A 14,708-nucleotide genomic window follows, 5' to 3' on the forward strand; every position below is an offset into this window, starting at 1 on the left:
GTTACTGCACATCGTAACGCAGGCTTACCATTACGGAACGCCCGGCGTTCAGATAGTTCCAGCCGCTGAAGTTCCTGGCAGTGGCATACTCTTTATCGAGCACGTTTTTCAGCGTCAGGCGGGTGGACCAGTTCGGCGCGAACTGCCAGCCGGCACGCAGGTCCAGCAGACCGAATCCGGACAGACGCTGGGTGTTGGCGGCATCGTTGTAGCGATGCCCCTGGAAACTGGCAGTGCCCCCCAGGGTCACGGTGCCGATGCGTCGATCCACATCCACCCGACCCAACCGCTGGGCACGACGGGGAATGACGGTATCGGTATCCCGGTCTTCCGGCTTCAGGGCAGAGAACGCCACCCGTACCTGCCACTGTTGCCAGTCCATCCCCAGGGCCAGTTCCGCGCCTTCGATACGGGCCTTGTTCACATTGAACGAGGAGCCTCTGCTGCCGTCATAAACAATCAGATCATCAATGTTGGTACGGTACACTGCCGCATCCCAGAACCAGTGTTCATACTGGCCCCGCACACCCAGCTCACCGGTTTCCGAGGACTCCGGCTTCAGATTCGGGTTGCTGAAAAAGAACGGCGGCGAATCCGGGAAATACAGATCGTTGAAGGTTGGCGCCTTGAACGCCGTGCCGTAACTGAGCCGCACCCGATGCGCAGTGTCCAGCTTGCAGCCCAGTGCTGCAGCCCCGGTCACTTTGCTGCCGTAGGCATCGTTGTCGTCGTGCCGCAGGCTGCCCTGCACATCCAGCGGGCCGAAGTGCAAGAGCGCCTGGCCAAACGCCGCCTTGTTGTCCCGGTCGGTCACGTCATACTCGTTGCTGCTGGTGATCTCGTCACGCAGATACTCGCCGCCCAGCACAAACTGATGGGCACCGACCGCGAAAATATTCTGCCAATTGACAGTGCGGGTGCGGGTATCGAAGACACCATTGCTGACGTCATTGGCAAAGTCTTCGCTTTCGTCCTTGGCCTGGCTGATCAGCACCTTGGTCTGCCAGCCATCGGTGAGCATCACCTCGCCTTTCAGGCCAGCCACTTCCAGTGCGTAGTCGATATTTCTGTCGTCCGCCGGGGTGCTGCCTTCGAATTCGGTATTCCCCTGGGTATGAAAACCGAACACCCCGATTTCACCACGATCGCCAAAGCGATGGCTGATTTTGGCAATGCCGGCAGTGTTGTCGTAGCCGCGCTCCTCGCTGTTTTCGCGCAGCTCGATGCCATTGGTGCGGAAGCGATTGATGCCCAGGGTATATCGGGTACCGCCCTGTTCGCCGGACACCCCGGCACCCGCATTCATGGTGCCAAAACTGCCAGCGCCGAAATCCAGCCAGCTACCGTCGTCCCGGGTAAAGAGCTGCACCACGCCACCCACCGCATCGGCACCGTACAGGGAGCCCCGCGGCCCACGAACCACCTCGACCCGCTCCAGCATGGCCGGCGGCAGATATTGCCAGGCCGGACTGCCGACAGTGGCGGACCGCAAGCGCACCCCGTCCACCAACAGCAGGGTCGCATTACTGGACGTGCCCCGCATGAAGACACTGGCACTCTTGCCGAAAGAGCCATTACCGGTGGTATCCACACCGGGCTGGCCACGAAGAATATCGGCCATGTCCACCGGTTGCTGGTCGCGGAGTTGCTGCTCATCAATCACCGTGACCGAAGACAGTGACGCCTCGGTAGTACGGCTGACCAGCACGGGGGTGACCACCACCGGATTCAGCATGGCGATCTGTTGTGATGAGGCCGTATTCGCCTGCACCGCCGACGGCAAGACAGACAAGGACAGGGCGGCAGGTGCCACCAGCAAACGCAAAGACATGAAGGAGATCCCCTGTTGCCGTGCCCACCCGCACGGCCTGGATTCAGCCGCGGAGACACAACAGGGATAACCGGCACCGGACTGTACCGTGACACCCCGCCATCGCCCACCGCGACGCCAAGTTTCACCTTCTGGCCGGTCTCCGGGCTGATGAGCGAGGGGGAATCCCTCGGCGCGTTCGCCTTCCCATGCACCCTTTCGGGCTTTGGCACAGTGGCACTACGAAACGCGTTTTACTCAATCACCGTTGCGGGGGCAGCGTCGGACTGACCTTGCTGGGGCAGCAAAGCGCACCGACTTCCCGTTTAACCCGGCTGTGTGTGAACAGGCGGGCACCGGAAGGTGGCGCGAAATTACCAACGGCGGCAGCAATAAGCAAATGGATATGCCCTGCTTGAGGAAAATTCAGGGCCCGTTGAGATCTGCTAATACCCCCCCTCCTCTGTTGGAGCCTTGCTCGCAAGGCGAAGGGCCGACGTCTACGATCATCGTTTTCAAGCACTTCGCCTTGCGAGCAAGGCTCCAACGGAAAGTCGGGAAGATCGTGGAAGGCCGTTACTTGACAGCGCTGGACCAGGGGCAGAGGATTTGCCGCTTTCCGGCCCCTGGCCTTTTCGGGAGTGTTCCGTGACCCACTCTGCCCATTGGCAAAAAGCGATTCCCTCGCCCAGTCAGCAACACCGTGAAACCGCCCTGGCCCGCCAGGCGCAGCTCACCAAACCCGCCGGCTCACTGGGTCGCCTGGAAACATTGGCCATTACCCTGGCAGCACTGCAACACACCGACACCCCCGCCGCCGACCGTATCAGCATCGCCGTCTTTGCCGCCGATCACGGCGTCTGTGCCGAAGGCATCTCCGCCTTTCCCCAGGCGGTCACCGGTCAGATGATTGCCAACTTCGTGGCCGGCGGCGCCGCCATCAGTGTCATGGCCCGGCATCTGGGCGCGACACTGGAAGTGATCAACCTGGGCACCGCCACGCCGCCCCCTGTCAGCGATGGCGTGATTGATGACAGCATCGCCGCCGGCACCGCCAATCTGGCCCGCCAGTCAGCCATGTCGCCGATGCAGCTGGACCAGGCCCTGGCCGCCGGTGACCGTGCCGCCCAGCGCGCCGCAGACCAGCAGGCCCAGCTGTTTATCGGTGGCGAAATGGGCATCGGTAACACCACCAGCGCCAGCGCCGTGGCCTGTGCCCTGCTGGCCGAACCGGCGGCAGCCCTGGCCGGGCCCGGTACCGGCCTGGGTGCGGAGGGCGTCAGCCACAAGATCACCGTGATCGAGCGGGCCCTGGCCCGTCACGGCAACAACCGGGAACCGCTGGCGGTTCTCGCGTCGTTAGGCGGATTTGAAATAGCGGCGCTGGCCGGAGCCATAATCGGCTGTGCCGTCCGTGGCATTCCCGTGCTGGTGGATGGCTTTATTGTTACCGTGGCCGCCCTGGCCGCCGTGCGACTGCGCCCGGCATTACGGGAGTGGTTATTGTTCGCCCACCACTCCCGGGAGCCGGGCCATACCAGACTGCTCGACGCGCTGGACGCGGAGCCGATCCTCAATTTGTCCATGCGCCTGGGCGAAGGCAGCGGCGCGGCGGTGGCCGTGCCGGTGATTCGCAGCGCCTGCGCCCTGCATAACGGCATGGCCACCTTTGCCGATGCCGGCGTGGCCAGCTCGCAATAGACAGTAACGAGTCGCGAGATGCGAGTTGCGAGTTGCGAGTTGCGAGTTGCGAAAACCCAAACAGGTTTTGTCTTTCGAAACTCGCATCTCGTAACTCGCTACTGAACCCAGCGACAAAAGAGCAAACCGTCAGTCGCCAAGTTTGGTAACAAGGATAACTATGACCACCACCCTGTTTGATCTGATTCGCCACGGCGAACCCGCCGGCGGTCACATGTATCGCGGCCACAAGGACGATCCGCTCAGCGAGCTGGGCTGGCAACAAATGCGCGATGCCATCCAGACGGACGATCAATGGGATCACATCCTCACCTCCCCGTTACTGCGCTGCCGAGAATTCGCCGCCGAATTGTCAGCACAGCAACACATTCCCTTCACCGTGGCCCACGATTTCAAGGAAATCAGCTTCGGTGACTGGGAAGGAAAAACCCGGGAGCAGGTGGCAACGGAATACGGCGATCACCAGGCCAACTTCTGGCGCGATGCGGAAAATCATCCCCCGGTGAATGGCGAAACCATTCAGGCGTTTCACCAGCGCATCGGCGATGCCTGGGCACTGTGGCAACAGGCCATGAAAGGGCAGCGGGTATTACTGGTCTGCCACGGCGGCGTGATCCGCATGGTACTGAGTCATGTCCTGGGCATGAGCCCAAGCCAGGCCATGGCAGGATTCCAGGTCCCCTTCGCCTGCCGCTCCCAGGTGCGCATTGATGACACCGAGCACGGCATCTTGCGGTGTCTGGTGAGGCACGAGTAGATAGCGAGCTCCACCGTAGGAGCGTCGCTCGCGGCGCGATTACCAAGCTTCGATAAAAACATTTTCACCACAGAGGACACCGAGCACACAGAGAAAAAATATTCTTTTCCTCAGTGATCTCTGTGTCCTCTGTGGTAAATCGATCTTTAAAAGAGGGTCGGAATCGCGCCGCCAGCGTCGCTCCTACGGCCAGGCCTACCCCTTCAACGTCTGCGCTATCCCCGCCACCGACATCACCACCCGATCACAGCGTTTTGCCAGTGCCTGATTCAACCAGCCCAGTTCATCGGCAAAGCGGCGGGTGAGCGGGTCCATGCCGATCGTACCGAGCCCGACTTCATTACTGACGATAACCACCGAGCCCGGATAACCGGCCAGAGCCGTCAGGAAACTTTCCTTTTCCCGCACAAACAGGGCATCGCCGGCGTGCAGCAGATTACTCACCCACAGGCTCATGCAATCAATCAGCACACAGGGCGGTGGTGACAAGGTGGCCTGGCGGTTCAGGAGGCTACCCAATTCCACCGGTTCTTCCACCAGCCCCCAGCTGGCAGGACGGCGCCGTTGATGCCGACGGATGCGCTCGCTCATTTCGCCATCTCCGGCGGTAGCCGTGGCCACATACACCACCGGGTCAGATTGCTCCGACACCAACCGTTCCGCCAGGGAACTCTTGCCGGAGCGGATACCACCGAGGATCAGGGAATGTGCCATCAATTCTTTTTCACAAACTGGGTGAGGATAACGATGCGCTGACCTTCCACACGACCTTCGATCTGTTCCGGGTTGTCCTGCACCAGCGAAATATTTCGCACCGGCGTGCCGCGCTTGGCGGTGAAGTTGGCGCCCTTCACATTGAGATCCTTGATCAGGGTGACGCTGTCACCGGCTTCCAGTACCGCACCATTACTGTCGCGGTGCTCGACCTTGTCTTCCTCGCTCTGCCCTTCCCCGCTGGACTGGGCCCAGGCCAGCGTCTCGTCATCCAGATAGAGCATTTCCAGCAAGTCCTGGGGCCAACCTTCCGCCCGCAGCCGGGTCAGCATCCGCCAGGCCAGCACCTGCACCGCCGGCTCCTGACTCCACATGCTGTCGTTCAGGCAACGCCAGTGATTGATATCTTCATTGCCGGGATGGTCGATCTGAAAGCTGCAGGTTTCGCACAACAAGGCACTCTGGGCTGCCGTGCCATCCCCTTCCGGAGGCACCGCATACACCGCCAGCGCCTCACCGGCACCGCACAGTTCACAGGTCGAATCGGCTCGCGCCAGCAGGGTGGATTCCAGGGTCATTGCCTTTCTCCTTTACGGGGGCGGCAGTATACACGCGGGACGGCGTGGGAGCTTTGCTCGCAAAGCGAAGACTTCAGAACACACTCACGTCAATTGAATCGCTTCGCCTTGCGAGCAAGGCTCCAACGGCAGTTTGTTGTCGCTCATCGCGAATCAGCGAGGAAGTTTTTATTGGCGTTCGCGGGCGTCGCATTACAAAAGCATCGCGAACGGCCAGTAGGCGAGCACACTGCCTTGGGAGACGGTTTCCCCCACCGGCACCTCCGCCAATCCATCCGCCCACACCGCAGAACTCAACATGCCGGAACTCTGATTGGGGTGTTTTTCCAGCATCGGATTGCCGTTCTTCTGCACACACCGCACCCGTAAATATTCCTGTCGCTTGCCTGCTTTGTTGACTGAAAAATCCACGGGCAGACGGAACGGTTCCGGCAACACCGTTTCGGCACCACAACGGCGTCGCAGGGCGGGCAAGACCAGCATCAGATAGCAAACCAGTACGGCCGACGGATTGCCGGGCAGGCCAAAAAACGGAATGCCGTCCACGCTGCCGCAGGTGAACGGTTTGCCCGGCTTGATCGCCAACCGCCAGAAATCCAGTTGCCCCTGCTGTTCCAGCACCGCACGCAGATGATCTTCTTCCCCCACGGATACGCCACCCGTGGAGATGATCACATCCGGGCGCTGCTGCGGATCCGTCAGCGCGCGGGTGAGGGTATTGCGAATAATGGCCGGGTCGTCAGGCAGATGTTCGCGCTGCACCTCGGCAAAGCCACTCTGTATCAGCAACTGGGTCAGTTGAGGACCATTGCTGTCATAAATTTTTCCAGGCAATGGTGCTTCGTCCGGCGCCTGTAATTCATCGCCGCTGGTCAGCACCAATATCCGGGGGGCATACACCCGCACCCGGGACACCCCCACCGAGGCGATCAGCCCCACAGCCTGGGGAGTCAGGCGCTGGCCGGCATGCATCACCCTCTCATCCCGCCGGGCATCCTGACCCGCCGGGCGAATATTCTGCCCTTCGCTGACCGAAGCCCGGGCCGGCAGACGCACGCGCCCATCAGCGATTTCGCAGTCTTCCTGCATCAACACCGTATCCGCCCCGGCGGGTACCGGCGCACCGGTAAAGATGCGTGTCACCTGTCCCGGCATCAGGGTGCCCGGCGGATCACCGGCGGCGATGCGAAGCGGCATGGGCAGGGTCAGGCCCGGTTCGTCCAGGTCCGCATAGCGCAGGGCCACGCCGTCCACGGCGGCATTATCGAAGGCGGGCACATCCACGCGGGACACCACGCCCTGGGCCAGGTACTGGCCACGGGCATCACCGAGTGCGATCTCCTGCACCCGGGCAAAGGGCGAAGCGCTGTCCAGCAATCGGGCCAGGGCCTCCTCCACCGGCATCAAACTCATCGACCTTCTCCCTCTGTCATTGTCATCCTCACCGGCGAATCTGGGCGACAAAATTGCAGGGCCGATGGCGGGCATCCAGCTGGTCGCGAATGATGCGGTCCCAGCCCGTGGCACAGGCATTGTTGGAACCCGGCAGACAGAAGATCACCGTGCGATTGGCCAACCCGGCCAGGCAACGGGACTGGATGGTGGACGAGCCGATATCCGCCACACTGACCTGGCGAAACAATTCACCAAAGCCTTCGATGTGCTTGTCGAACAGCACCCCCAGAGCTTCCGGGGTGGAGTCCCGTCCGGAAAAGCCGGTGCCGCCGGTGGTAATAATGCCCTGAATACGTTCATCGGCAATCCACTCGGACACCACCTTGCGTAACTGGTAGATGTCATCCTTGACGATCTGTCGGGCCTGCAAGTGATGGCCGGCCTCCTCGAGACGGTGGACCAACAGGTCCCCGGAGGTATCGTTTTCGGGGGTACGGGTATCGCTGACGGTCAATACCGCCAGGGCCAGGGGATCGAAGGCTGCCGCGGGCTTGGACATAGATTTCTCCTTGCTGATGGCGCCAATGCTAGCACGAGCCATGCCACGGTGGCTGGACAGCACATCCCGCATTGACCGCTGCCAACAGCCCCCTGTTCGCCACAGTATGCTCACAGTACATTGACGCTATACAAAGTGTTTATCGGGAGAGCTGACAATGAGCAGCAGCATGGAAACCGCCCAGCAGGATGCCGCCCGCCTGCCGCGCCTGCCACAACGCAAACTGGACAATATCCCGGGAGATTACGGCACGCCCTTACTCGGCGATACCATTCTCTTCCTCAAGGACTACCACAAGCTGGTGACCCAGCGTGCGGAAAAATACGGCCTGGTGTCCAAGGGCTCGATACTGTTTCAACGCGGCGTGACCCTGCTGGGCCCGGAAGCCAATGAGTTTGTCTTCAAGGACCCGGAGCACGTGTTCTCCAGCCGCGCGGCCTGGAACCCCTTCCTGGAAAAGCTGTTCACCGACGGGCTGATGTTGCGTGACTTCGCTGACCACAAGTTCCATCGCCGCATCATGCAGCAGGCCTTCAAGAAGCCGGCCCTGGCCAGCTACCTGGACCGCATGAACGCCCACATCAGCAGCCAGATCCAGCCCTGGCAGACCGGCGACACCCTGAGCTTCTTTGATCACATCAAGGCACTGCTGCTGGACGTGGGCGCACAGATTTTCTTCGGCCTGGACATGGGCCCGGAATCCGACAAGGTCAACCAATCCTTTATCGATGCCGCGGATGCGTCCCTGGCGGTGGTGCGTCTGCCCATCCCCGGCACCCTGTGGTACCGGGGCATGACAGGACGCCGCTACCTGGAAAAATTCGTCACCGGCCTGATCCCGCAGAAGCGGGCCAGCGAGACCCCGGATTTCTTCAGTGAACTGTGCAAGGCCGCCGACGAGGAAGGTGGCTTGAGCGATCAGGACGTGATGAATCACATGATCTTCCTGCTGTTCGCCGCCCACGACACCACCACCAGCACCCTGTGCTCCATCATCTATCTGCTGGCAAAACATCCCTACTGGCAGGACCAGCTGGCTGAAGAAATGGCCAGCATGAACAAGGACAGCCTGGACTACGACGAACTGGGCAAGCTGGAAAAAACCGGCTGGGTGTTCCGCGAGACCCTGCGCATGCGCCCGCCGCTCACCACCTTCCCGCGCCGTACCGTGAAAGACGTGACGTTCCAGGGCTACACCCTGCCGCGCAACACGCTGGTCAGCATCTCCCCCCTGTTCACCCACTACATGGAGGAGTACTGGAGCAATCCGCACACCTTCGACCCGGAACGCTTCAGTGACGAGCGCGCCGAACATAAAAAACATTTCTATCAGTGGGTCCCCTTCGGCGGCGGCCACCACAAGTGTCTGGGCCTGAACTTTGCCGAACTGCAGACCAAGACCTTCCTGTTCCACTTCCTGCAGCGCTACAAGGTGTCCCTGAAACCGGGCTACGAGATGCCGGTCCAGCAGGTGCCGCTGATCATGCCCAAGGATGGTTTGCCGGTGGTGTTGGAGAAACGGTAAAAGGAAGCTACAAGCTGCAACGCGGGATGGGCCGAGCCTGGCGGCCGGCACCCTGCCCCAATCTTTCCGTAGGAGCGCCGCTGGCGGCGCGATTCCTTCCATGCCAGCCGCTCACCCTCACCCCGTTGGAGCCATGCTCGCCCCCAAGGGGATCTGCGACATGCGAATAGGGTTGGGGGTGCATCAGGTTGGTAGATTTGGGTAGACCTGTCGAGCGCTGTTCCTGATCGCCCTTCGGTCGATTTCCGCCGCGCAAGCGCGGTTCGCCATGCAAGCATAGCTCCTACAAGCGGCTTCGTAGATATCCCAGAGCTTGAGGGAACTTTTGGCCTTGCCTTATCCCACAAGCGTCGCTCGTAGCTTTCCCTTTCAGACATGAATCCGGTTCCGGTTTGCGGCTATACTGCACGCACATTCTCAGCCCGATAGACAGCCATGAAGTACGCCATCCTGCCGGTGACTCCGTTCCAGCAAAACTGCTCCTTCCTCAAGTGCGAAACCACCGACAAGGTGGCCATCGTCGATCCCGGCGGGGATCTGGACAAGATTCTGGAAGCCCTGCAACAGGTGGGCGGCACGCCGGAAAAAATCCTTGTCACACATGCGCATCTGGATCACATCGGTGCCGTGGCAGAGCTGGCAGACAAACTGGATCTGCCCATCGAAGGGCCGCACCGGGACGACCAGTTCTGGATCGACATGCTGCCCCAGCAAGCGCAGATGATGGGCTTTCAGCCCTCACGGCCGTTCACCCCCAACCGCTGGCTGGAAGACGGTGACACGGTCACCGTGGGCGAGACGATATTCGAGGTGCGTCACTGCCCCGGCCACACCCCCGGCCATGTGGTGTTCTACCAGCCGGACAGCAAACTGGTGGTGGTGGGCGATGTACTGTTCAACGGCTCCATCGGCCGCACGGATTTCCCCAAGGGCGATTTCGACACCCTGATCCAGGCCATCAAGGACAAGCTGCTCACCCTGGATGATGATGTGTCCTTCATCCCCGGCCACGGCCCCATGTCCACCATCGGCCATGAGCGCGCCAACAATCCTTTCGTTTCCGGCAAGCACGGTTGAGGCAGTCATGGAATCCAGCGCAATGAAATGGGGTTTGACGGTGGCCGTCATTCTGTTGGCCTGGCTGCTGTCCGTGTTGCTGCGCAGCGCCACCCGACGGCTGGGCCGCCGCCGTGATTTCAGCCGGGCCCGCATCTTTCAGACCGCCGTGGTCATCAACACTGCCTGCGTGGTGCTGTCACTGCTTACCATCGGGATTCTCTGGGGGCTTAACGGCAGCGGCCTGATGGTGTTCGCCACCTCGCTGATGGCCCTGCTCGGCGTGGCCCTGTTTGCCAGCTGGTCCATGCTCAGCAACACCACCGCCGCCATCATCCTGTTCTTCAGTGCTCCCTACCGGGTGGGGGATCGCATCCGCCTGCTGGATGGCGACAACACGGTCACCGGCCAGATTCGTTACATGGGGCTCATCTTCATCACCGTGCAGGATGAGCTTGGCCACCGTTACACCCTGCCCAACAACCTGCTGCTGCAGAAAACCGTGATTCGTCTGCGCGGCGACACCCTGCCCCGGGATCACAAACACTGCCGGGCTGACTAGGACACCCCTACAGAGTAAAGTGACGGTCTGGAACGCCTTGCCGGATTGGCAAGGCCGTGCGTAGATCAACGACAAGGACGACACCATGCGACTGCTCTTTCCCCTGATCGTCACCGCCCTGCTGGCCGGATGCCAGAGCGGTACCGAGGCCGACAATACGCTGCCGGATGCCTGTTACCAGCCGCCGGAAACCGGCATGTGCAGGGCTGCTTTCCAGCGCTACTACTACGATCAGGAAAGCGACAGCTGCAAGAGCTTTACCTGGGGTGGCTGCAAGGGCAGCGTCCCCTTCGAAACCCAGGATGCCTGCGTGCAGACCTGTAATGCCGGCAACAGCGAACCTGCCAGCCCGGCGAGAACCTATCGCAGCAAGGGAGACCCGCAATGAGTCAGACATCGTCTCTGGGCATGGCCCGGGCGGTTTATGTATTGCATCTGGTAGGCCTGATCACCGGCGGCCTGACCGCCATTGCCGGGGTCATCATTGCCCACCTCCACGCCGGGGATGCGCCGCCGCCCCTGCGTGAGCACTTCCGCTTCCAGTACCGCACCTTCTGGATCGGTCTGCTCTACAGCATCATTGCCGGCATCACCACCCTGGCCTTTATCGGTTGGCTGTTGATGGTGATCATCACCATCTGGTGGATCGTGCGCTGTGCCCGCGGCCTGAGCACCCTGAATCGCAATGTGGCACCCGCCCGGGTGGATACCTGGGGCTTCTGATTTTGCCACTGTCACAAAGCTGTCATTATGGCCGGCCAGACTGGCTGGCCCGCGCCTACCTAGGAGAGATCATGCTGTCCCTGCGCCTTATCCCCCTCATTCTCTGCACCCTGATTCTGTCCGCCTGCGCCCGCAGCCCCGTGGTCCAGCTCTACGACGGTGCCGCCAAACCTGACAGCCAGGTACTGACCGTGCGCGTGCCCAGCGAAATCGAAGTGTTCACCATCAACGGCAAGGAAGTGGATGGCGCCAACACCTTTTTCGCCACCGACTTCAAGGAACTGAAGTTCGCCCCCGGCCGCTACGAGATCCTCGCCTACTACAAGGAACTGTGGCAGCTGGACGCGGACAACCATGAAATCGTGAAAACCAACCCGGCCAACTTTATCGTCGACGGCAAGGCCGGCGAGAAATGGCAGCTGGATTACGACAAACCCGCCAACGTGGAGGAAGCCCGCGCCCTGGAAGACACCTTTACCGGCTGGGCCCTGAACACCGCCACCGGCGAAAAAGTAGCTGCCCAGGAATCCAACCTGATCCTCAAGCGCGGTTTCCTGGCACCCATCACCGGCGAAGAGGTGAGCACTGCGGCCTCCGCAAGCGTGGCACCCCAACAAGCGGTCGCCCCGGCACCTGCCACCAGCGCTCCGGCTCCAGCTCCGGCCACTCAGGCAGCCCCTGCCCCGGCCCCCGCCGGCAGCTACCTGGATACCCTGAAAGCCCAGTGGAAGCAGGCCACCCCGGAAGAGCGCCGGGAGTTTCTGCAGTGGATAGCTGAATAGGATTACGAGTCACGAGAAGCGAGTCGCGAAAGGCCCCTGAAATATGGGGTTCGCTTCTCGCAACTCGGTACTGACACACTTCTCCCCGAAGCCGCTGTAGGAGCGCCCTTCCAGGGCGCGAACCTTGCGAAGCAAGGAATCGCCCAGAGGGCGATCAGGACTTGCCGAACCTGACAGGTTTCTCCAGGTAGACCTGACATTCTCTGAAAGCTTTGTCGCCTCGCTGCGCTCGGTTCGCGCCCTGGAAGGGCGCTCCTACAGCGGCCTTGTAGATGACGTGGCGGCAACGCCCGCCATTCACTCCCCCTGAATCGTCGCTACCACCCGTCTCGCCCCGCCATGGTCCCGGTGCTCGCACAGGTAAATTCCCTGCCAGGTGCCCAGCGCCAATCGGCCATTGCTGATCGGCAGGCTCAGTGACGGGCCGATCAGCACGCTCTTGATATGGGCGGGCATGTCCACTATACGGGTGATATGTCCACATATGGATAGCCCACAAGCCAGATATTGTGGAACTCATAGAGGATTAAGGCTGTCCATCTAATAATCATTAATGTGGACATTTGGGGCAGGTAGATGTCCATATCCTCTAAAGACATATAGGACAGCCAAAGCACCTAAAGGGAAATCGCGATGTGCAACGCACACAAGCATCCTCCAGGATGTAATTGTGGCTGGGGTGGCGGCCACTCTAGTGGCTATTATTCCTGGATAAGTTCGGCTTCCATTTATTCTGCAACTCGCCACCTCCCAACATGGCTCAAAAGTGTATTTCCCAGTACAGAGAGCTATACCAACCCGAATGCCAGATGTCCTGTCTGTGGAGACAACGTATTCTTCTACCAGTCTCCTCATGGAGGCCGAGTTTACTTTGATGAGCTCGGCCCCCCATGGCCCAAACACCCCTGTACCGATCAAACAACCATTCCTGATCGGCCATTCGCTTTACCTAAAAATCATACTTACAGCTGGCAAAAACAGGGCTGGACCCCATTTGAAGTGAAGAAAGTCCGCGCCGAAGCGGCTGGATTACCAAGCCTATACTTCACAGTAATTGAGGGCTCCACCCCCCGAATCCCTATTACTGTGCACGTTATTGAACCTTCTTTTTACGAGCGAATACATGAAGATGAGGCCCTGATATTCTCACATGTAAAGCCTGAGTCCCCAGATGAAGTATCAATATCATTCTTAGATAATAGCAACGACGAACTCAAAGTCCGGGGCTTTTTCAGCCTGTCTGCAGCCCGGCAGGAGCATGATCGGCAACATTTTCGGGCCCCAAAGAAGTCAAAAGTCAGGGGGAATAGTAATTCTCTTGGCAAGGCGTTAATCAAAGCCATGGGAAGATTAGAGGGAAAGAAGAATTAAACACCGATCAATTCAGCAACAGGCACCATCTATCACTCACCGCCAAGCGTCAACACAAGCGTCCTCCCTCCTGCACTGTCACGGTGCTCGCAAAGATAGATACCCTGCCAAACCCCTAAAGCCAACCGCCCATCGGAGACAGGGATATTCAGACTAACCCCAAGAACACTTGCCTTAATATGGGCCGGGAGGTCATCTGGACCTTCAAGCGTGTGCTTATAATAGTTCTCCCCCTCAGGAACGGCTCGGCTGAAATAGCTTTCGAAATCATCTCGAACCGTAGGGTCAGCATTTTCATTGATGGACAGCGATGCTGAGGTATGCTGTATGAATACATTTAGCATGCCAACACGACATTCCGGCAACTCGGGTAGCGCCTCAAGAATCTCCCTTGTTATAAGATGAAACCCTCTTTTTCTGGCCGGTATCTCGATGCTCTTCTGGTACCACATACTGACAACCTACTTCTTGATTGGGACGATATTCGAGAATCTCGCGAGCTCTTTCTCTAGCCTGGCAACGCGCTCCACCAACATTAGCTCCCTGTTTAACGCCCTATGGTACATATCTTTGTACTCATCTGCCGCTTCCTTGTACCTCCGCAAAATATCTGGCTCTCTTGGTGACTCATCCGCATTAGCCGCATTCTCTATGGCAGAAATAAGAGACAAGAATGACTCTCTCGAGCGCTTGATCGATCCTCTACCACGCCCTGCTTCCAGAGCAACGGAGTCTTTGTTGATCGGAGAACCCTTTGGAAGCCGAACCGGCTTTCCGGCCTTAAGCCTACCCAAAGCATCCCAGTAGTCCTGCATGCCGCTCATTTCATGCCTCCTTGGACCTCATGGTGTAGTGGTCTAATGAATCCGGACACCAACGTAGGGTGGTAAAATCACCACCTTAAGCGAGGTGTCATATGACCAGAAAACGACGATCCTTTACACCTGAATTCAAGCAGGAAGCCGCCAGCTTGGTGCTGGACCAAGGCTACACCGTTCCCCAAGCCAGCACATCGCTTGGTGTAGTCGAGAGCGCGCTGCGGCGCTGGGTTAAGCAGCTTGAGGCTGAACGCCAAGGTGTTACCCCCAAAGGCAAGGCTCTTACCCCGGAACAGCGCCGAATACAGGAGCTTGAGGCTCGGTGTGAGCGCCTGGAACGGGAGAAGAACATTCTAA

General features: G+C 59.7%; 16 protein-coding genes, 1 pseudogene and 1 riboswitch. Of the genes and pseudogenes, 9 read left to right on the top strand and 8 right to left on the bottom strand.

The annotated features are described in order from the left end of the window. Position 1 precedes the first annotated feature (1 nt). Complete coding sequence (locus C4S63_RS12685) at positions 2-1,831, bottom strand: TonB-dependent receptor domain-containing protein (RefSeq protein WP_103917768.1); 1,830 nt, start codon at positions 1,829-1,831, stop codon at positions 2-4. A 115-nt stretch (positions 1,832-1,946) separates the two neighbouring features. Beyond that, positions 1,947-2,186, bottom strand: a riboswitch (cobalamin riboswitch). A gap of 272 nt (positions 2,187-2,458) precedes the next feature. On the opposite strand from C4S63_RS12685, the gene cobT reads away from it, so the two are divergent. Beyond that, positions 2,459-3,511: a nicotinate-nucleotide--dimethylbenzimidazole phosphoribosyltransferase gene (gene cobT, locus C4S63_RS12690; RefSeq protein WP_103917769.1), complete on the top strand. Its 1,053-nt coding sequence runs from the start codon at positions 2,459-2,461 to the stop codon at positions 3,509-3,511. A gap of 160 nt (positions 3,512-3,671) precedes the next feature. Beyond that, a complete protein-coding gene (locus C4S63_RS12695) occupies positions 3,672-4,268 on the top strand; it encodes a histidine phosphatase family protein (RefSeq protein ID WP_103917770.1) in 597 nt (198 codons plus the stop codon). Between the two features lie 195 nt (positions 4,269-4,463). On the opposite strand, the gene cobU is transcribed toward C4S63_RS12695, so the two are convergent. From cobU to moaB, 4 genes are all read right to left on the bottom strand, one after another. Continuing rightward, the gene (gene cobU / locus C4S63_RS12700) at positions 4,464-4,982 is read right to left on the bottom strand and encodes a bifunctional adenosylcobinamide kinase/adenosylcobinamide-phosphate guanylyltransferase (protein ID WP_103917771.1); all 519 of its coding nucleotides are present in this window, start codon (positions 4,980-4,982) and stop codon (positions 4,464-4,466) included. Further along, complete coding sequence (locus C4S63_RS12705; protein ID WP_103917772.1) at positions 4,982-5,560, bottom strand: alkylphosphonate utilization protein; 579 nt, start codon at positions 5,558-5,560, stop codon at positions 4,982-4,984. The genes cobU and C4S63_RS12705 overlap by 1 nt, the downstream gene beginning before the upstream one ends. Before the next feature lie 192 nt (positions 5,561-5,752). Further along, complete coding sequence (glp, locus tag C4S63_RS12710) at positions 5,753-6,973, bottom strand: gephyrin-like molybdotransferase Glp (RefSeq protein ID WP_103917773.1); 1,221 nt, start codon at positions 6,971-6,973, stop codon at positions 5,753-5,755. Positions 6,974-7,001: 28 nt separating this feature from the next. After that, positions 7,002-7,514 carry a molybdenum cofactor biosynthesis protein B gene (gene moaB, locus C4S63_RS12715; RefSeq protein WP_103917789.1) on the bottom strand — a complete coding sequence of 171 codons (513 nt, stop codon included), beginning with the start codon at positions 7,512-7,514 and terminating at the stop codon, positions 7,002-7,004. 157 nt (positions 7,515-7,671) lie between these two features. On the opposite strand from moaB, the gene C4S63_RS12720 reads away from it, so the two are divergent. The 6 genes from C4S63_RS12720 (at position 7,672) to C4S63_RS12745 (ending at position 12,162) form a co-directional block, all read left to right on the top strand. After that, entirely contained in the window at positions 7,672-9,039 is a 1,368-nt protein-coding gene (locus C4S63_RS12720; protein WP_235000011.1) for a cytochrome P450, read from the top strand. A gap of 435 nt (positions 9,040-9,474) precedes the next feature. Next, positions 9,475-10,116: an MBL fold metallo-hydrolase gene (locus C4S63_RS12725; RefSeq protein ID WP_103917774.1), complete on the top strand. Its 642-nt coding sequence runs from the start codon at positions 9,475-9,477 to the stop codon at positions 10,114-10,116. A gap of 22 nt (positions 10,117-10,138) precedes the next feature. Beyond that, positions 10,139-10,657 (top strand): mechanosensitive ion channel domain-containing protein, encoded by a 519-nt coding sequence (locus C4S63_RS12730; RefSeq protein ID WP_235000012.1) that lies wholly within the window; start codon positions 10,139-10,141, stop codon positions 10,655-10,657. Between the two features lie 85 nt (positions 10,658-10,742). Further along, positions 10,743-11,045, top strand: coding sequence for a BPTI/Kunitz domain-containing protein (locus C4S63_RS12735; RefSeq protein ID WP_063509786.1), 303 nt, complete (start codon positions 10,743-10,745; stop codon positions 11,043-11,045). Next, positions 11,042-11,380 (top strand): hypothetical protein, encoded by a 339-nt coding sequence (locus C4S63_RS12740; protein WP_063509787.1) that lies wholly within the window; start codon positions 11,042-11,044, stop codon positions 11,378-11,380. Before C4S63_RS12735 ends, C4S63_RS12740 begins: the two co-directional genes overlap by 4 nt. A gap of 71 nt (positions 11,381-11,451) precedes the next feature. Next, on the top strand, positions 11,452-12,162 hold the full coding sequence (locus C4S63_RS12745; protein ID WP_103917776.1) for a DUF2057 domain-containing protein: 711 nt from the start codon (positions 11,452-11,454) through the stop codon (positions 12,160-12,162). A gap of 297 nt (positions 12,163-12,459) precedes the next feature. Here C4S63_RS12745 and C4S63_RS12750 read toward each other — a convergent pair. The 3 genes and pseudogenes from C4S63_RS12750 to C4S63_RS12760 form a co-directional block, all read right to left on the bottom strand. After that, positions 12,460-12,621: pseudogene (locus C4S63_RS12750) on the bottom strand (secondary thiamine-phosphate synthase enzyme YjbQ); the annotation flags it as partial. A 944-nt stretch (positions 12,622-13,565) separates the two neighbouring features. Continuing rightward, complete coding sequence (locus tag C4S63_RS12755; protein ID WP_103917777.1) at positions 13,566-13,985, bottom strand: secondary thiamine-phosphate synthase enzyme YjbQ; 420 nt, start codon at positions 13,983-13,985, stop codon at positions 13,566-13,568. 9 nt (positions 13,986-13,994) lie between these two features. Then, entirely contained in the window at positions 13,995-14,357 is a 363-nt protein-coding gene (locus C4S63_RS12760; RefSeq protein WP_103917778.1) for a hypothetical protein, read from the bottom strand. A 92-nt stretch (positions 14,358-14,449) separates the two neighbouring features. On the opposite strand from C4S63_RS12760, the gene C4S63_RS12765 reads away from it, so the two are divergent. After that, a partial coding sequence (locus C4S63_RS12765; protein ID WP_146063381.1) for a transposase occupies positions 14,450-14,708 on the top strand: 259 nt, incomplete at its 3' end.

Source organism: Alcanivorax sp. DSM 26293, assembly GCF_900107995.1.
In the GTDB taxonomy this organism is placed as follows: domain Bacteria; phylum Pseudomonadota; class Gammaproteobacteria; order Pseudomonadales; family Alcanivoracaceae; genus Alcanivorax.